Annotated in this window: 15 protein-coding genes and 1 pseudogene; 8 read left to right on the forward strand and 8 right to left on the reverse strand. The window is 70.5% G+C overall.

Annotated elements, in window-relative coordinates; translation table 11 throughout:
* Positions 1–163: pseudogene (locus tag ACLQ25_RS25905) on the forward strand (IS110 family transposase); the annotation flags it as partial.
* Positions 164–643: 480 nt separating this feature from the next.
* On the opposite strand, the gene ACLQ25_RS25910 reads toward ACLQ25_RS25905, so the two are convergent.
* Positions 644–1333: a TIGR03089 family protein gene (locus ACLQ25_RS25910; RefSeq protein WP_425733401.1), complete on the reverse strand. Its 690-nt coding sequence runs from the start codon at positions 1331–1333 to the stop codon at positions 644–646.
* Between the two features lie 152 nt (positions 1334–1485).
* Between ACLQ25_RS25910 and ACLQ25_RS25915 the strand changes: the two genes are divergently transcribed.
* Together ACLQ25_RS25915 and ACLQ25_RS25920 are read left to right on the forward strand one after the other, a co-directional pair.
* Complete coding sequence (locus tag ACLQ25_RS25915) at positions 1486–2631, forward strand: glycosyltransferase family 4 protein (RefSeq protein ID WP_425733402.1); 1146 nt, start codon at positions 1486–1488, stop codon at positions 2629–2631.
* A 59-nt stretch (positions 2632–2690) separates the two neighbouring features.
* The gene (locus ACLQ25_RS25920) at positions 2691–3779 is read left to right on the forward strand and encodes a mannose-1-phosphate guanylyltransferase (protein ID WP_425733403.1); all 1089 of its coding nucleotides are present in this window, start codon (positions 2691–2693) and stop codon (positions 3777–3779) included.
* Here ACLQ25_RS25920 and ACLQ25_RS25925 read toward each other — a convergent pair whose 3' ends face one another.
* From ACLQ25_RS25925 to ACLQ25_RS25945, 5 genes are read right to left on the reverse strand one after another with little or no spacing between them, the layout of a single operon-like run.
* On the reverse strand, positions 3780–4631 hold the full coding sequence (locus ACLQ25_RS25925; RefSeq protein ID WP_425733404.1) for a hypothetical protein: 852 nt from the start codon (positions 4629–4631) through the stop codon (positions 3780–3782).
* A gap of 5 nt (positions 4632–4636) precedes the next feature.
* A complete protein-coding gene (locus ACLQ25_RS25930; protein ID WP_425733405.1) occupies positions 4637–5134 on the reverse strand; it encodes an NUDIX hydrolase in 498 nt (165 codons plus the stop codon).
* A gap of 28 nt (positions 5135–5162) precedes the next feature.
* Entirely contained in the window at positions 5163–6236 is a 1074-nt protein-coding gene (locus ACLQ25_RS25935; protein WP_425733406.1) for a hypothetical protein, read from the reverse strand.
* Positions 6237–6253: 17 nt separating this feature from the next.
* Positions 6254–7516: a B12-binding domain-containing radical SAM protein gene (locus ACLQ25_RS25940; protein WP_425733407.1), complete on the reverse strand. Its 1263-nt coding sequence runs from the start codon at positions 7514–7516 to the stop codon at positions 6254–6256.
* A 43-nt stretch (positions 7517–7559) separates the two neighbouring features.
* On the reverse strand, positions 7560–8156 hold the full coding sequence (locus ACLQ25_RS25945; protein WP_425733438.1) for an NUDIX hydrolase: 597 nt from the start codon (positions 8154–8156) through the stop codon (positions 7560–7562).
* Positions 8157–8493: 337 nt separating this feature from the next.
* Between ACLQ25_RS25945 and ACLQ25_RS25950 the strand changes: the two genes are divergently transcribed.
* Entirely contained in the window at positions 8494–9492 is a 999-nt protein-coding gene (locus ACLQ25_RS25950; protein WP_425733408.1) for an ArsR/SmtB family transcription factor, read from the forward strand.
* Between the two features lie 170 nt (positions 9493–9662).
* On the opposite strand, the gene ACLQ25_RS25955 is transcribed toward ACLQ25_RS25950, so the two are convergent.
* A complete protein-coding gene (locus tag ACLQ25_RS25955) occupies positions 9663–10772 on the reverse strand; it encodes a coenzyme F420-0:L-glutamate ligase (protein WP_425733409.1) in 1110 nt (369 codons plus the stop codon).
* The gene (cofD, locus tag ACLQ25_RS25960) at positions 10769–11740 is read right to left on the reverse strand and encodes a 2-phospho-L-lactate transferase (protein WP_425733410.1); all 972 of its coding nucleotides are present in this window, start codon (positions 11738–11740) and stop codon (positions 10769–10771) included. The genes ACLQ25_RS25955 and cofD overlap by 4 nt, the downstream gene beginning before the upstream one ends.
* Positions 11741–11838: 98 nt before the next feature.
* Between cofD and ACLQ25_RS25965 the strand changes: the two genes are divergently transcribed.
* The 4 genes from ACLQ25_RS25965 to ACLQ25_RS25980 all read left to right on the forward strand — a co-directional run bounded on the left by ACLQ25_RS25965 (position 11839) and on the right by ACLQ25_RS25980 (position 17476).
* Positions 11839–12762: a hypothetical protein gene (locus tag ACLQ25_RS25965; RefSeq protein WP_425733411.1), complete on the forward strand. Its 924-nt coding sequence runs from the start codon at positions 11839–11841 to the stop codon at positions 12760–12762.
* Between the two features lie 265 nt (positions 12763–13027).
* Entirely contained in the window at positions 13028–15571 is a 2544-nt protein-coding gene (locus tag ACLQ25_RS25970; protein ID WP_425733412.1) for a bifunctional FO biosynthesis protein CofGH, read from the forward strand.
* Positions 15572–15729: 158 nt separating this feature from the next.
* On the forward strand, positions 15730–16008 hold the full coding sequence (locus tag ACLQ25_RS25975) for a hypothetical protein (RefSeq protein ID WP_425733413.1): 279 nt from the start codon (positions 15730–15732) through the stop codon (positions 16006–16008).
* 73 nt (positions 16009–16081) lie between these two features.
* Positions 16082–17476, forward strand: a complete 1395-nt coding sequence (locus tag ACLQ25_RS25980) for a DUF4331 domain-containing protein (RefSeq protein ID WP_425733414.1) — start codon at positions 16082–16084, stop codon at positions 17474–17476.
* The last annotated feature ends 13 nt before the right edge of the window (positions 17477–17489 follow it).

Genomic DNA, 17489 nt, shown 5'->3' on the forward strand with positions numbered 1-17489 from the left:
CGCCTACTACGACGAACTCCGCGCCCACGAAATCGGCCACAACGCCGCCCTGCGCCAGATCGGCAACCGCCTCGTCGGCATACTCCACGGCTGCCTCAAAACCACCAGCTCCTACAACCCGACAACCGCCTGGTCACACCGCCCACAACCCACCGCAGCTTGACACCTCAGCTCCTGGGGTGTCTGACCCCTGCCTCCGAACCCCGTGCGCTCCCGCCCCCACATCGCTCCCGCCCCGACCCCGGCGCTCCGGCTCCCGCACGCTCCCGTCCCCGCAGGCCCCGGCTTCCGCAGGCTCCCGCCCCCGCAGGCGTCGATCATGAAGTTGTGGTGCCCCGTAAAGGGTGCATATCCCTGCTATTCGGCCACCACAACTCCATGATCGACCCGGCCTGGCCCTGGAGTCCCGCGATCTTGCACTTTCTGTCGCGGCCTAAGGGGCATTCCACGCGTATCGGCAACCGAAACTGCAAGATCGCGGGTGCGGGTGCGGGTGCGGGTGCGGGTGCGGGTGCTGGCGGCACGGCCCGGGGCAGCGGGGCGGGGCGTGGGCACGGGCGCGGGCGCCAGCGGGGCGGCGGGGCGGGGCGCGGCGGCACGGGGGTGGGGGCGGGAGGTGTGGGGGTGGGGTTCGGGAGTGGGGTTAGGGGAGGGTGTGGGTGACGTTTTCGCTGTTTTGGCGGTTGGTCAGGCGGGTCGGGTCCAGGTTGGCGCAGAGGACCACCGTGGCGGCCCGGGTCAGCGGCGCGAGGAGCCAGTCGACCGGGTCGGGGTAGCGGGCGGCGTCGATGAGTACGCGCGCGCCTCGCTCGATGCCCAGTTCGTCGGCGCGGGCCTCGGCTCGGGCCAGCAGGTGCGCGTCGGTGGGGCCCGGACCCGGCTGCGGGGTGAAGTGGTCGCCGTGTCCGCGTACCTCGACCACGTAGTCGGCGAAGCCGGGCGGCACCTGCCGCAGTGGGGCGGCGAGCGGGGCGAGGCCCAGGGCGTAGCGCTCGTCCGCCGACCAGGACTGCGCCTCGTCGAACCGGTCGGCGGCGGCGAAGAGGACATCCGCGGTTCCCGGCATGTCGAGGACGGTCAGCTTGGCCGACCAGCAGCCCAGCAGCACCGCAGCGGTCTGCCAGTGCGGAGGGAGCAGGACGCCGGCCGGTGTGCCCGGCGCGAGGCCGACCTCGTCGACGAGGAGATTGGCGGTCTTCGACACCCAGTTCGCCAGGGTCGCGCCGGAGAGTTCGGTGCGGTCCCCGGTGGAGTCGTCGTACCAGGTCAGTAGCGGTCGAGTCGGGTCGGTCGCGATCGCGTCGGCGAAGACCCGGGCAATGTTGTCGGCCATCGGCGCGAACGATACGCCTCCGCGACCCGTACTCGATGACGATGACAAGTCGGCGTACGGTCGGGTCGCGGTCAGCGTCCGCCCCGTACTCCGGCGTAGGCTTTACCCCCGGAGTGTTGTTCCCCACAGACCCACCTTCAAGGAGTCGCCCCGTGACCGCCGGTCGCCCGCCCCGCGTGCTCATCGACGCCACGAGTGTCCCCGCCGACCGTGGTGGTGTCGGTCGATACGTCGACGGTCTGCTCGGCGCCCTCGGCAAGGTGTGCGGGTCGGGGGTGGAGTTGGCCGTGGTGAGCCTCCGCACCGACCAGGAGCGTTACACCCGGATGCTGCCCGGCGCGGAGATCATCCCCGCTCCGGCCGCCGTGGCGCACCGCCCGGCCCGCCTCGCCTGGGAGCAGACCGGCCTGCCGCTGCTCGCCCAGCAGGTCGGCGCGCACGTGCTGCACTCGCCGTTCTACACCTGTCCGCTGCGGGCCGGGTGCCCGGTGACGGTCACCGTGCACGACGCGACGTTCTTCACTGAGCCGGAGCACTACGACAAGTCGCGCCGGACGTTCTTCCGCAGCGCCATCAAGACCTCGATGCGCCGCGCCAACCGGGTGATTGTGCCCAGCAAGGCCACCCGCGACGAGCTGATCCGGCTGCTCGACGCCGATCCGACCCGCATCGACGTGGCCTACCACGGCGTCGACCACGCCGCCTTCCACGCGCCGAGCGAGGAGGAGAAGGCCCGCGTACGTGCCCGGCTGGGGCTGGGCAACAGCAGTTACGTCGCCTTCCTCGGCGCCAAGGAGCCGCGCAAGAACGTACCCAATCTGATCCGGGGTTGGGCTCGCGCGGTGGCCGACCGGACCGACCCGCCGGCGCTGGTGATCGCCGGCGGCCAGGGGCACGACGACGACATCGACCGCGCGGTGGCCGAGGTTCCGTCGCACCTGCGCCTGCTGCGCCCCGGCTACCTGCGGTACGGCGACCTGCCCGGCTTCCTCGGCGGCGCGCTGGTCGCCGCCTACCCGTCGTACGGTGAGGGGTTCGGCCTGCCGATCCTGGAGGCGATGGCGTGCGCCGCCCCGGTGCTGACCACGCCCCGCCTGTCCCTGCCCGAGGTGGGTGGCGACGCGGTCGCGTACACCTCGGAGGACCCGGACCAGATCGCCACCGACCTGGCCGCCCTGCTCGACGACGAGCAGCGCCGGTTGTCGCTGGCGAAGGCCGGCTTCGACCGGGCCAAGGAGTTCACCTGGGAGTCCAGCGCCGAGGTGCACATCGCCGCGTGGAGTCGTGCCCGTTCCTGATCGGTGGCTATTACGGCGGTGGTAGTTTCATGCTCAGGTCGTTCAGGCATGATGTGGCGATGTTCTACGCCGTGATCCCGGCGGGTGGAAGTGGCACTCGACTGTGGCCGCTGTCCCGCGCGGACCGTCCGAAGTTTCTCCTGGCGCTGACCGGGACGTCCGATTCCCTGCTTCAGGCCACGGTCGGCCGCGTGGCGCCGCTGGCAGGCCCGGACCGTACCTACGTGGTAACTGGAGTCGCACACGCCGCGGCGGTGGCACGTCAGGTGCCGCAGCTTCCGGAGGACAACATCGTCGTGGAGCCGTCGAGGCGGGAGTCGTGCGCGGCGATCGGCCTCGCGGCGGCGATCATCGCGCGACGTGAGCCGACCGCCGTGATGGGCGCTTTCTCCGCCGACCACGTCGTCGGTGATGACGACCGTTTCGTCGAGATCCTTCGTGCGGCGATCGCGGCCGCCGAGGAAGGTCAGATGGTGGCGGTGGGGATTACCCCGACCTACCCGGAGACCGGTTACGGCTACCTTGAGGCGGGTGAGCCCGTCGGGTCGGGTCCGTCGCTGCGGGTGCTGCGTTTCAAGGAAAAACCTGAATACGACCTGGCCGTCAAGTATGTGGAGTCGGGGCGCTTCTACTGGAACGCGTCGATGTTCGTCTGGCGCGTTGACGTGTTCCTCGACGAATTGGCCCGACAGCAGCCCGCCCTGTTCGCCGGACTGACCGAGATCGCTGCCGCCTGGGACACCGACGAGCGGGCCGAGGTGCTCGACCGGGTGTGGCCCACCTTGCAGAAGATTTCAGTGGACTTCGCCGTGATGGAGGGCGCCGCTGAGAAGGGCCTTGTATCCACGGTCCCGGCCGACTTCCCGTGGAACGACGTCGGTGACTTCAACTCCTTGGGTGACGCCCTCAGCCGCACACCCGTCGACAACGTCATCATTGGGGCGGACGAGTCGGTCGAGCAGGGACGGGTGATGGCCCGCGAGACCACCGGTTCGGTATTGGTGACCCGGACGGGACGGCTGATGGTCACGCTGGGCCTGCGGGACGTGGTGGTCGTCGACACCGCCGACGCACTCTTCGTCTGTGACCGTTCGCGTGCGCAGGAGGTCAAGGAAGTGGTTGCCGAGTTGGCTCAGCAGTATTTGTAGTCAAGTGGCGTCGTGCGCGGCCCGCTGAGCCGGCGGCGGGCCGTAGCGGTCCTGGTCGGTGACCGGACGGCTGTCTTGCCATGCTCGTTCGAACGCGCTGAAGAAGAAGCTGAACCATTCGCCATCAGTGGTCCGTTCCAGCTGAACGAACGGCGTCATATCTACCGGCATCTTGTACATATGGAGGTGTGCCGCCAGGCTGCCGGAGCGCAGCGTCGGATCGATGATGACATAACTGCAGAAGATCATCTTATCGATCAGTCGGATCTGCACACGGCCGTCACCACCGGCATCGAGTGATCGGTGCAAAATGCGGTAGTTGTTCCTCAGGTGGTCGATGGCCAAGCGAAATTCGCCGTCGTCCGGGGACACCCAGTTGTCAAAGACCATGTGGTCGGCGTATCGCTGCACGCTCTCCTGGGTCGGCGCGCTGAGCATGATCCTGATCCGGACACCTCCGCGGGCTACCTCCTCCAACCGCCCCGCCATGCCGACTACGGTGTCGAGGCTCGGCCCGACAAGAATCACCTCACGGCGGGCGGCCTCCACCACGTCGGCGAGGCGAGGAACCTGATTGCGTCGGGTCATCACGACGTGGTGGTCGCCTTGGCGGGGAATTCGGCGAGACACGTCGTTGAGTTGGTTGAGGACGTTGTTGAGGATTCCGGTCCGCTCGGCCAGGTTGTCGATCGCTAACAGGCCGAGCAGAGCGAGGATGATCTCCTGTTCGGAGTAGTCCAAGCCGGCGATCTTCACCTTCGCCAGGGCCAGGATGGCAAGCAGTACGCAGAGCAGTGCGATTCCGTAGCGCCGGATCCATCCAAGCATCACGCCTCCCTTGGCGATCTGCACCGAGCCTAAGATGGAGATCGTCGGTGGGCAATCGGTCGATCACCTTCTGTCGTCGGATGGGCGAGCCAGGCCAGTGCACGGTATGCCGCCGCCACCGACGATTGCGTACGAACAGTGCCGCTAGCGAGGAGGTTGACGAGGTCGTCAAGCGCCACCTCCACGACCTCGAGACCGCCAGCCGCCTCGTGTGCGTCGAGCTGCTGTGCTCCCGCGGGGTAGGCATCCGGGGACAGCAGGCAGTACACGCGGTTGGTGTTCCTCGTAGAGTCGTCGTGGAAGCTTCCGATGCAGGTCAGCGTGGGTGCAAGCCAGCCGGTCTCCTCACGCAACTCGCGGCGCCCCGCGTCCTCCGGAGTCTCGTCATTCTTGATCATTCCCGCCGGTAGTTCGAGAGTGATCTCCCGGACGCCGTGCTTGTACTGACGAACCAGGGGCAGCCGGCCGTCCTGCAGTGCGATGACCACGGCTATGTCCGGGCGTACGCAGACGTAGTAGTCGTCCACGACCGCACCGTCTGGCAGCCGGACCTGATCACGTCGTACCTGGAACTGCGGTGTCTTCAGGGCAGTCGAGGAGGCCAGTGCCTCCCATGGTCGTGGTTTCACGTCTGTGCTCGCTCTCCGTACGCACTCCGACGTCCGAGATTCGCACTCTGTGTACCACCCAACCCTCCGACGCGAGTCTCTGGCACGCGGCGGCGGTGGATGTCAGTAGGAGCCAGGCCGATCCTCGTCCAGCGCCGCCCAGTGGCTTGCCTACGACGGCGCCGTCTCGCACCAGCGTCCATACCGGTGTCTCCTCGATCCCGGCGCGGATCACCGGATGCAACCGTCGCTGTCGGTCCAACACTGCCCCCAGCAGGGTGGCGAGACTCGAACGCTCTGGACAGGCGGTGCCGAGCAGGTCGTCGATCTGGTTTCCCAGCGCGACGAGATCGGCGAGGGCCTCGACGGTGTCGGTCTCGCCCGCGCGGTAACGGTCAACGACCAACTGCACCAGCCGGTCCGAGCCGACCCGACGGTCCGCAGGTGGCGGAACCGCCAAGAATGCGTTCCGTAGAACGCCGCCGGCGTCGCCCAGACGGCGTACATCCACGCCCTTGTCGTGAAACAAGTAGGAGGTGAGACCGCCGAAGGCGGCGGCGAACTGGTCCTGGAGGCCGCCGTGATGTCCGCACAGGCGTTCGACGGCGGCGGCCACGTGCGGCACCGACGACATGGAGATACCCATCCCGTCGTTGAGCCCGAGCAGCGCGGCGGTAGCCGCTGTCAACACGGTGCCGCACGTGCCAGTGCCGGAACCCATCGGCAGCGGAATCGTCGCCTCGAGGTGGGCCGGAATCCCCATCAGTACAAGTAGTTTGCCGAGAAGACGTTCGAGGCTGGAACGTCCGCGCGCGGCTTCGAACCGCGGCACGTCCACCACCGGGCCGCGCGGGTCAACCAATCGAATCGAATAGCCACCCTGCGACCGCGTGGCCCGTACGGTCACCCGATGATCGAGCGCGACGCTGACCATGCGCGTCGGCCGGGCCCGTAGAAAGGGTTCGCAGTCGGTAAAGCCGCCCGTCAGATCCGCGCGGAGCGGTGCCGTTGCGATGACCACAGCTCTCTCCGAGCGGGTCACGTGATGTCCAGGAGGCGGCCGATGGACATCTTGGCTGGCGCCTGAAGCGCGAAGAACTCCCCCATGACCTCGGTGAGGCCATACTCCTCGACGAGGTCCCCGGAGAAATGAGTGTCAGTCGGCCGTGCCCCGGGTCGGTTGTAGGCCCATACGTTGATCACGAAATCGTCGGCCGGCAGTGAGCGGCAGAGGTCCAGCGTGCGTAACGCCGCCTTCGCTGGGTCAGGTACGGGCCCACCCAGGAGGACGTAGACGGTCAGGTTGAGTCCCTGGTCGCGCACGCGATCGCAGGCCGTGCGAATCTGTTGGACGTGCTGGTGCTTGCCCATTACACGCAGCGCCGAGTCGTCGGCCGACTCTATCCCGATCTTCACCTCCTCGACGCCGAAGGCTGCGAGTTCGGCCAAGCGGCCCGGTGTTACCTGGTCGACGGAGAGTTCGATAGAGAAGCCGGGCCGCCTCCCGACACCGTCCAAACCCTCAGCAAGAGCGGATAGTCGGGCGCCCCGAGCCAGAAAGATCGCGTCACCGATGTCGAGCCGCGGGCGGTTGGCGCGCTGTTGGACATCGGCGGCGAATACGGCCGGAGGAACCGGTCGATAGGGCTGCGCGGCGGCATCGCAGAACGAGCAGGCGCGTACACATCCGAAAGATGTCATAGTCACGTCCCAGATCGAACCGCTGACGTCGGCCCCCAGCAGCGGCGGCGCGGGGTTCCACGGTCGTGTCTCGTGGGCGGCTAGTACGGTCGCAACCGCGCCGGCGCCGAAAACGTCATCGACCACAGCGTCGAAGGCGGCCCGTGTCTGCGGGGCTGTACCGAAGCGGCTCCCGACCCCGACGCAACGGATGCCGTGTCCCCGCAACATTTCGGCCAGCCGCGCTGCGACGAACGCGTTGCCGAGATCGACCCAGGGCGTCAGGGCATCGCCGGCGGCCAAAACCACTACGTCCGGTGCGAACCCCAGGAGGCGTTCGACGGATTCGTAGAGCAGCGGCGAGGTTCCGTCCAGCGCCGCGTGGAGCAGTGCGGATCGGGTGAAGAGATTCCGCCAGGTGCAGTGGACGGCCGCGTCCGTCCAGTCGAGATTGACGATTGCGCACGCCGCGCCTTCGTCGTCGAGTCTGCGCGCCAGGTAGGCCAGTTCCAGAGGCCCACGGTTGTTGTGCGAGCCGAAGAGGCGGAAGAACGGGGGCTGCGCGAGGACGATCCTGGTGTCGGACGACATCGCCACCTCGTAGAGGCCGGGAGTCGCCATGATGCCAGCTCAGCTACGGACCAGCAACCGAGTGTGAGAGTGATTAGAGGCGAAGCGGGCCGCGCACGAGGGCGGCGAGGGCCGGCTCGACGAGTTGTGCGGTCCCGCCGGCCAGCGGCTCGGGCAGCCGGTCGGGCGGGAACCACCCCAGCGCCTCGGACTCGTCGCTGACCTGCTCGACCGCGTCGGCCGGGGCGACCACGGCAAACCGGATGTCGTAGTGGCGCGAGCCGCCCTGACACTGCACCTCGTGCACGTCGATGTCGATCGGCACCGGGTCGATGCGCAGCCCGGCGATGCCGGATTCCTCGGTGGCCTCGCGCAGCGCGGCTCCGACAAGGGTCTGGTCGACCGGCTCGCAGTGCCCGCCGAGCTGCACCCACCGGCTGAACTTGGCGTGTAGACAGAGCAGCACCCGTGCCCCGGTCGGGTCCAGCACCAGCGCGCTCGCGGTGACGTGGCCGGGACGGTGTTGTCGGCTCATCGCGATCGGCCCGGTGGCGAGCAACGCGAGGGTGCGATCCCGTGCCTCGGCCGACGCCGAGCTGGTCGGCTGCCAAGCTTCGAGCAGCGCGACGGCGTCGGCGTGCAGTGCCGCGAACGTCGTGGGATCGATGGGGTCGACGGTGGGTCCGGTCATCGCGGTGTCGGGCATCCCGTCACTCTACGAGCGGGCGGCTCTCGGCCTGGCCGGCGACGCGTACCACGGCGGCGGGGTGACCGGACGACACCTCTGCGGAGCAAGGGCCGCAGACCCTCGTGGTGCCGCCCGATCACCGGTCCTCCCCAGTCCCGGTGCCCCGGCGTCGAACGCGTCAAGACGCGTCGGTGCCGTGCGCGGGCACTGGAAGCATGCCCAACCGTCCCCGAGGGCGTCGAGGTTTTTCAGTCCAGGCTTAAAGGTGGAGATAACTGCCGGCCAGGTAGAGTCGAAATGGCCGTCCGGCATCCCTCTGCCGGCGGCACGGGAGTGCTCCATGCTGAAGATCCACTTTTCCGGCGAGGACATCCTCCGGACCCGGGTGGCACCGGCGGCCGACCCGGTCTGGGAGCTGGTCCTCAGCCTGCACGCGTTGCAGAGCCGTAACCGCGACCCGCTGACGTCGGCCTGGCGGCACACCGTGACCCGCGGGCTACGCCGGGACATCGCCTCGGACCAGCTCCGACTGCTCTTCGCCCTGAATCCGCCGCGCGGCTACTTTCCCGACTTCCTCACCCCGTACGCCAGTGTGGAAGGTTTCGAGGCAGGCTTGGAAGCGGTTCGCAGCACGCCGATCGAGGTGCTCCAGCGGGACCTGACCCTGGTGGCCGCCGAGAACCCGCTGCCCGCCTCGGCCGCCGCGCTGGCCCGTGGCGACGTAGCGACGGTGCGGCACCTCGCGGATTCGATGGAGCAGTACCGGGCGTTGGCGATCGGCCCGTACTGGAGCCGGATCCAGGCCGCCGTCGCGGCGGACCGCAACCGCCGCGCCCGCGCCCTCCTCGACGGCGGCGTCGAGGGCCTCCTGACCAGCCTGCGCCCGACAATGCGCTGGGCGGGCGGGGTGCTCGAGGTGCGCGACTACCCGCACAGCCGCGAGTTGCACCTGGACGGGCGAGGGCTGCTGCTGGTGCCGTCGTTCTTCTGCGCACCCACACCGGTCGCCCTGCTCGACCCGGCGCTGCCGCCCGTCCTGGTCTATCCCGTGGACCGGCTGGGCGGCCTCGCCGCCGCCGACGGCGAGGCGGCGGCCGCGACCGGTGCCGGCCGGGACTCGCTGGCCGCGCTTCTCGGCCGGACCAGGGCCGCGGTGCTACAGGCCAGCGACGACGGGTGTACGACGGGCGAGATGGCCCGTCGGCTCGACATCTCCCCGGCGGCGGCGAGCCAGCACGCCACCGTCCTGCGCAACGCCGGCCTGCTCGTCAGCCACCGCGACCGCAACACCGTGCTGCACACGCTGACCCCGCTAGGCCGAGCCGTCCTAGAGGCCTAACCCCCACCCCACCCACCCCGCTCGGCCCACCGCACCGCGTTGCACCCCGCTCGACCCCGTTGATCATGAAGTTATTGCCCGAACACGCCGAGGCAGTGGGCAATAACTTCATGATCAACGCCAAAGTCGGCCGGGTGGGCCGGGCGGTCGGGTGGGCCGGTGGGCGGGGGCTACAGGGCTAGGGCGGCGCTTGCGGGGCTGCCGGCGGGTGGGGGCAGCAGCGTTGAGCCGACGCCCTCGGCCGCCAGGGCGATGCGCAGCCGATGCAGGTCAGCGCCGAAGCGGACCAGGTCCATCGGGTCGACCGGCGCCGGGGCGGTGCCGAGCACCAGCGCGGTGGCGTCGGCGGGCCAGCCGGGCACCTCGGCGACCAGGCCGGCGCGTACCTCTGCCTCGTCGACGAGCGTGAAGACCGTGCCCGGGGTGACCACCCCGGCCACCGCGTCGAGCGCCCGCCGCACCGTGGCGGGGTCGATCGGCTCGGGGCCGACGGTCTCGACGAGGGTCGCGGCGTCGGCCAGCCCGGCGGCCCGGGCCTCGGCGGTGCCCAACGAGAAGAGGTCCTGCGCGGCGTCCCGGACCAGCGCACGCGCGCCGCCGGCGTCGTCCGCGCCAGCGCCGGCGTCGTCTGCGCCGGTGGTGGTGAGGTAACCCCGCACCACGGCCACCGGGACCTGGTCACACTTACCCTTGATCAACTCGCCGGCGCCCGCCAGTTCGTCCACCACGGCCATCTGGGTGAGCTGGAGCTCGTTGCCGTACGGGTCGACCTCGCCCCGGTGGTCGCGGATGGCCGGCATGCCGGCGACCCCGAGCGCGACGTCGGTCAGACCGTTGCGCCAGGGCCGGCCCATGGTGTCGCTGACGATCACCGCGACGTCGAGGTCGTACCGTTCCCGGAGCGCGTCGCGCAGCTCCCGGGCCGACGCGTCCGGGTCCACGGGCAACAGCACCAGCCGGGTCTTGTCGACGTTCGACGCGTCGATCCCGGCGGACGCCATCACGAACCCGTGGTGGGTCTGCACGATCCGGGTCGCGCCCCGGCTGGCCACGACCCGCGCGGTCTCGCCGACCAGCACCTCCTCGCGTGCGGCGAGCCGCTCAGGCCCGTCCGCCGGGACGTCGACCAGGCGCCCCTCCGCCTTGGAGACGATCTTGCTGGTCACCACCAGCACGTCGCCGTCGCGCAGCCACGGCGCGGCGGTGGCGATCAACGCCGCCAGGTCGTCGCCCTCGGTCACGTGGCCGATGCCCAGCACCGGCAGGATCTCCAGCCTCACGTCAACTCCACCGCGGCGCGGACCATCGCCGCCGTCGCCGCCTCGTCGGTCATCCGCAGCGGCACCGCGCGGACCGTCACCTCCGGCACCAGCGTGTCGGCGTCCTCCTCGGCGACCAGCCAGCCGTCCAGCAGGCCGCCGGCCGACCGGCCACCGTACAGGCGGCCCACCCCCGCGGCGCTGCACTCGACCCCGAGCACCTCGAGACAGCGGTCGGCCATACCGCGTACCGGTGCGCCGCCGATGATCGGCGAGACCCCCACCACCGGCGCCGGGCCGTCCACCAGGGCCTCACGCATCCCGGGTACGGCGAGCACGGGCGCGACGCTCACCACCGGATTGCTCGGGGCGACCAGCACCAGGTCGGCTGCCCCGAGGGCGTCCAGCACACCCGGTGCCGGCTTCGCCGTCTCCGCGCCCACGAACACGAAACGGTGGGTCGGGATGTTCGCCCGGTACCGCACCCACCACTCCTGGAAGTGGATGGCCCGCTGGCCCTGGTCGTCCTCAGCAGCGGGCTCACTCGGGCCGCTGACGATGGCGTGGGTCTCCAGCCGGTCGTCGGTCGCCGGCAGCAGGCGTACGCCCGGTTGCCAGCGGCTCGCCAGCGCCTCGGTGACCGCGCTGAGCGGGTAACCACCGTTGAGCATGGTGCTGCGGACCAGGTGGGTGGCGATGTCCTTGTCGCCGAGGCCGAACCAGGTGGGCTCGACGCCGTACCCGGCCAGCTCCTCCTTGACCGTCCAGCTCTCACCGACCCGGCCCCAGCCCCGCTCCGGGTCGGCGCCGCCGCCGAGGGTGTACATGACGCTGTCCAGATCGGGGCAGATCTTCAACCCGTGCAGCCACAGGTCGTCGCCGACGTTGACCACGGCGGTCACCTCGGCGCCGACCTCGCGGGCGTACGCCCGGACGCCGAGCAGGAACCGGGCGCCCCCGATGCCGCCGGCCAGAACCACGATGCGCATGTCGACCATCCTCGCGTACGTGACGCCTCCGGTCCGCCGGTGCCCGGGGAGACTAGGCTCACGTGCGCCCTGTCCGTCAATGCCCCGAGGGGGAGCTCGTGACCAGCCCCGCCGAGCCCGCGTCCGCCGACGCGACGCAGGCCCGCCAGCTGACCAAGCCACTGCGCGAACTGGGTGCGCTCGCCCTGCTCGGCGCGAACGCCGTGTTCCTCTTCGTGGGGCTGCTCCGGCTGCTCATACCTGCCGACTACACCGACTTCACCGGTCGGGCGGGCAGCTCCTTCTTCTCGTTCATCGGGGTGGAGGCGGTGGTCCTGCCGTTGCTGGCCGTGCTGCTGGCGACCCACGTCACGCCGGTGCTGCCGAAGGCGAAGCGCATCACGCAGGTGGCGCTCGGCGAGTACGCGGTCAGCGCGCTGTTCGGCACGCTCACCATGCTGATCTGGACGGTCGGCCGGCTCGCCGAGGCGGAGATCCTCGACGCGCTGCTCGGCGTGCTCACCCGCTTCGCCTGGCTGGTGATCTTCGCGGTGGCCGCCTGGGTGGTGTTCACGATCTGGCGGGCGTTCTACTACGTCCCGAAGCCCAAGCCGCAGCCGGGCGTCTACGGGCAGCCGGCGCAGGGCTGGCCGCAGCAGCCCGGTGGTTGGCCGGCCCCCGGTCAGCCCGGTGGTCAGCCGCAGGCCGGTTGGCCCGCCCCCGGTCAGCCGGGCGGGTACCCGCCGGCGCAGTTCCCGGGCCAGTACGGCCAGCCGTCGCCGCCGTTCCAAACCCCGCAGTCCGCGCCACCGCACCAGCAGTCCGCGCCGCCGTTCCCGCAGTCCGCCCCGCCGTTCCCGCCGGCCAACCCGGGAGCGCAGCCCGCGCCGCCGTTCGGGCAGCCGCCGTCGGCCGACCCGACCCAGGCGATCCCGCGTCAGTCGGCCGAGCCGAGCCCGGCCGACCCGACCCAGGCGATCCAGCGCCCCGCGAACGAGGACAACGACCGCACCCAGCACATCAACCCCGAAGGCCCGCGCTGACCTGCACACCGCCAACCTCACGCCGATCTTGCACTTTCGGTTGTCGGTTCGCGTGAAATACCCCTTGTGTCACCACCGAAAATGCAAGATCGGCGAGCGGGTGCCGATCTTGCATTTTTTGTTGTGCTATGCCCCTCGTGTCGCCACCGAAACTGCAAGATCGCCGAGGGCCGGGCTGAGGGCCGCAGGCCGGGGCTGGGGGCTGGGCTGGGCTGTTGGGGCGGGGGTGGGTTGGGTGGGGGTTTGGGGCGCATAAGGTGAGCGGATGGTTGATCGCACCCAATCCGGCCCCAGCGAGGCGAGCGTGCGGCGGGCCCTGGGTCGGGCCGCTGCCGGCCGGGCGCTGGACCTTGACGAGGCGACCGCGCTGCTCGCCGCCCGTGGTGAGGCGCTGGACGAGCTGCTCCGGGTGGCTGGTCAGATCCGCGACGCCGGGCTGCGGGAGGCGGGGCGGCCGGGTGTCGTCACGTACTCGAAGAAGGTTTTCATCCCGCTGACCCGGCTCTGCCGGGACCGCTGCCACTACTGCACCTTCGCCACCGTGCCGCACCGCCTGCCGGCGCCGTTCCTGGACCGCGACGAGGTGCTGGCCATCGCCCGCGAGGGTGCCGCGCAGGGCTGCAAGGAGGCCCTGTTCACCCTCGGTGACCGGCCGGAGGAGCGGTGGCCGGCGGCCCGTTCCTGGCTGGACGAGCGCGGCTACGACTCCACCCTGGACTACCTGCGCGCCTGCGCGGTGGCCGTGCTGGAGGAGACGGGCCTGTTGCCGCACCTCAACCCGGGGGTGCTGTCCTGGTCGGAGCTGCAACGGCTCAAGCCGGTCGCGCCGAGCATGGGCATGATGTTGGAGACCACCGCCACCCGCCTGTGGTCCGAGCCGGGCGGCCCGCACTACGGCTCACCGGACAAGGAGCCGGCGGTACGGCTGCGGGTGCTCGACGACGCGGGCCGGGTCGGGGTGCCGTTCACCACGGGCATCCTCATCGGCATCGGGGAGACGCCGGCCGAGCGGGTGGACGCGCTGTTCGCGATCCGCCGCGCCCACCGGGAGTACGGCCACCTCCAGGAGGTGATCGTGCAGAACTTCCGCGCCAAGCCGGACACGGCGATGCGCGGCATGCCCGACGCGGAGCTGCACGACCTGGCCGCCACGGTGGCGGTGGCCCGGCTGCTGCTCGGCCCGAAGGCCCGCATCCAGGCGCCGCCGAACCTCATCGCCGGCGAGTACGACCTCCTGCTGCGCGCCGGCATCGACGACTGGGGTGGCGTCTCGCCGCTCACCCCGGACCACGTCAACCCGGAGCGTCCGTGGCCGCAGATCGAGGAGTTGGCCCGGCACACCGAACTGGCCGGGTTCACGCTGCGGGAGCGGTTGACGATCTACCCGGAGTACGTGCGGGCCGGCGACCCGTGGCTCGACCCGCGGGTGCTGCCGCACGTGAGCGCGCTGGCCGATCCGGAGACCGGGATGGCTGTCGAGTCGGCCCTTCCGCAGGGCCGCCCCTGGCAGGAGCCGGAGGAGGTGTTCGGCGGGCGGACCGATCTGCACGCCACCATCGACACGACCGGCCGGACCGACGACCGGCGTGGCGACTTCGACAGCGTCTACGGCGACTGGGCCGAGGTCGCCGGCAAGGTCACTCCCGAGGCGGCGGCGCGTCGGGGGGACGTACCCCCGGTGGCGGTCGGGAGCGGCGCGGACCGTGACCTGGCGGCCGGGCTGCGCCTCGCGGCCGACGACCCGGGGGCGCTGCTGGATGCCGCACACACCGACGCGGCGCTGGCGTTGTTCGCGGCGGACGGGCCGGCGCTGGACGAGCTGTGCCGGCTCGCCGACGACGTGCGCCGCGACGCGGTCGGCGACGACGTCACCTACGTGGTCAACCGCAACATCAACTTCAGCAACGTCTGCTACGTGGGCTGCCGGTTCTGCGCGTTCGCCCAGCGTGAGCGGGATGCCGACGCCTACCGGCTCTCCGTGGACCAGGTCGCGGACCGGGCCGAGCAGGCATGGGTGGCCGGTGCCAGCGAGGTGTGCCTCCAGGGCGGCATCGACCCCAAGATGCCGGTCACCGGTTACGCGGACATCGTCCGCGCGATCAAGGCCCGCGTGCCGGAGATGCACGTGCACGCGTTCTCCCCGATGGAGATCGTCACCGCCGCCGCGAAGGCCGGCGTGCCGGTCCGCGAGTGGCTGACGCAGCTCCGCGAGGCCGGGCTGGACACCATCCCGGGCACCGCCGCCGAGATCCTCGACGACGACGTGCGCTGGGTGCTGACCAAGGGCAAACTCCCGGCCGCCGCCTGGGTCGAGGTGGTCAGCACGGCCCACGAGCTGGGCATCCGGTCCAGCTCCACCATGATGTACGGCCACGTCGACCACCCTGGACAGTGGCTCGCGCACTTCCGGGTGCTGGCCGGAGTGCAGGACCGTACCGGTGGGTTCACCGAGTTCGTGGCGCTGCCGTTCGTGCACACCAACGCGCCGATCTACCTGGCCGGCATCGCCCGTCCCGGGCCGACCTGGCGGGAGAACCGGGTGGTGCACGCGATGTCCCGGCTGCTGCTGCACGGCCGGATCGACAACATCCAGTGCTCCTGGGTGAAGCTCGGCGACGAGGGCACGGTGGCGATGCTCCAGGGCGGCTGCAACGACCTGGGCGGCACGCTCATGGAGGAGACCATCTCCCGGATGGCGGGGTCCGGCAACGGTTCGGCGCGTACCGAGGAGCAGTTGCGGTCCATCGCGAAGGCGGCCGGGCGTCCGGCGCGCAAGCGGACGACCGCATACGGTCACGCTCGGCGCTGAGGTCGAACCTTTTCCCGCCGCCGGCCGTACCAAGCGGTGCCGGCGGCGGTCGCGGCGAGGGCCGCCGCCGGTGTTCCCCCAGGGGCCCGGCGACGTCGGTCGGCGGCACCGGACCCGTCACCGCCGGCGCGTGCGCGCCGCCGCCGGAAAGGTTCCCCATGACCACTGATCAGCGGAAGCGGCCCTGGCCGCGACTGACCCGCCGGCAGACGTTGACCGCCGCGGCCAGCGCCACCCTCGGCGCCGCCGCGCTCACCGTGCCGGGCCTGTCGGCCGCGCAGAACGCGCCGGGCGCGGCGGCTCGGGCCGACGAGCCGATCGTCGTGCACCTGCGCGACGCCGCGTCCGGAACGATGGACGTCTTCGTCGGTGAGTCCCGGATCGAGGTACGCGACCGCGGCCTCGCGGACCGGCTGCGCCGCGCCGCCAAGCGCTGACCAGCGCCTTCGCCCGGCGCTGACCAGCGCCTCCGTTCCGCCATCAGTCCCCGCCCAGTGAGGTTGGTCTGCCATGTCTTCCCACCGCGAGGCCCCGGAGATAGCCAAGGATCCGGTCGCCGACAGCTCCGACCTTTACGCGTTCGTCAGCCCCGACAAGCCCGACACGGTCACGCTGATCGCCAATTACGTGCCGTTGCAGCTTCCGTCCGGAGGGCCGAACTTCTTCGAGTTCGGCGACGACGTGCGCTACGAGATCCACATCGACAACGACGGTGACGGTCATCCCGACGTTACCTACCGGTTCGAGTTCACGACCGAGATCACCAACCCGAACAGCTTCCTCTACAACACCGGGCCGATCGAGTCGCTCGACAGCAAGAACTGGAACCGCCGGCAGTTCTACAGCCTGACCCGGATCACCGACGGCAAGGAGCACCGGCTCGCGCACAAGCTGCCCTGCCCGCCGTGCAACGTCGGACCGCTGTCCACGCCGAAGTACGCCGACCTCGTACGCCAGGCCACGTACACCCTGTCGACGGGGGAGCGGGTCTTCGCCGGGCAACGCGCGGACGGCTTCTTCGTCGACCTGGGAGCGATCTTCGATCTCGGTACGCTGCGGCCGTTCCAGCAGTTGCACGTGGCCGGCAAGAAGATCTTCAAGGCCGAGGGCGAGCCGGTCAACGCCACCGACCGGATGAACGTGCACAGCATCGCCGTGCAGGTGCCGCTGAAGCACGTGCGTCGCCGCGCCAACCGGTACGGTCCGGCGGACGCCGCGTCGGTGCTGGGGGTGTGGACGTCCGCGTCGCGCCGGCAGGTCCGGGTGCTCGGCGACCGGGGTGGGGCGGACACCTCCACCGGTCCGTTCACCCAGGTCTCCCGGCTGGGCAATCCGCTGTTCAACGAGGTCATCGTGCCGATGTCCAAGAAGGACCTGTGGAACTCGCTGCCGCCGTCGGAGGACAAGCGGTTCGCCCGGTTCGTCGAGCAGCCGGAGTTGGCCGCCCTGCTGCCGGCCCTCTACCCGGACGTCTTCCCCAACCTGGACAAGCTCAACAAGTCCAAGAAGGCGCGGGCCGACCTGGTGGCGATCCTGCTGACCGGCGTACCCGCTGGTCTGATCGACGGCTTCACCAACGCCACCGGCGATGTGCAGGCCGACATGCTGCGGTTGAACACGGCCATCGCGCCGAACCGGCGGCCGGACCGGTTCGGGGTGCTCGGTGGCGACCTGGCCGGCTTCCCGAACGGGCGGCGGGTCGGTGACGACGTGGTCAGCATCGCGCTGCGGGCGATCGCCGGGGTGACCGTACCGCTGGTGGACAAGACGTTCCGCCCGGACGCGGCGGCCGGCGCGGTCACCCCGGGGCTCAGCGCCGCCGACGTGACGGCGCCGTTCCTCGCGAACTTCCCCTACCTGGGTACGCCGTACGACGGGTTCAACAACCCGCCGGCGTCGTCCTGACGTCGGGCGGGGG

This window comes from Micromonospora sp. DT44, assembly GCF_049841635.1.
In the GTDB taxonomy this organism is placed as follows: Bacteria; Actinomycetota; Actinomycetes; order Mycobacteriales; family Micromonosporaceae; genus Micromonospora.

What these genes read in the sequence shown, in the direction of transcription:
- ACLQ25_RS25910 (WP_425733401.1), bottom strand. Translation starts at nt 1,333, where the DNA reads ATGGCCGACAACATTGCCCGGGTCTTCGCCGACGCGATCGCGACCGAC.
- ACLQ25_RS25920 (WP_425733403.1), top strand. Translation starts at nt 2,691, where the DNA reads ATGTTCTACGCCGTGATCCCGGCGGGTGGAAGTGGCACTCGACTGTGG.
- ACLQ25_RS25940 (WP_425733407.1), bottom strand. Translation starts at nt 7,516, where the DNA reads ATGGCGACTCCCGGCCTCTACGAGGTGGCGATGTCGTCCGACACCAGG.
- ACLQ25_RS25945 (WP_425733438.1), bottom strand. Translation starts at nt 8,156, where the DNA reads ATGACCGGACCCACCGTCGACCCCATCGATCCCACGACGTTCGCGGCA.
- ACLQ25_RS25950 (WP_425733408.1), top strand. Translation starts at nt 8,494, where the DNA reads ATGCTGAAGATCCACTTTTCCGGCGAGGACATCCTCCGGACCCGGGTG.
- cofD (WP_425733410.1), bottom strand. Translation starts at nt 11,740, where the DNA reads ATGCGCATCGTGGTTCTGGCCGGCGGCATCGGGGGCGCCCGGTTCCTG.
- ACLQ25_RS25970 (WP_425733412.1), top strand. Translation starts at nt 13,028, where the DNA reads ATGGTTGATCGCACCCAATCCGGCCCCAGCGAGGCGAGCGTGCGGCGG.
- ACLQ25_RS25975 (WP_425733413.1), top strand. Translation starts at nt 15,730, where the DNA reads ATGACCACTGATCAGCGGAAGCGGCCCTGGCCGCGACTGACCCGCCGG.
- ACLQ25_RS25980 (WP_425733414.1), top strand. Translation starts at nt 16,082, where the DNA reads ATGTCTTCCCACCGCGAGGCCCCGGAGATAGCCAAGGATCCGGTCGCC.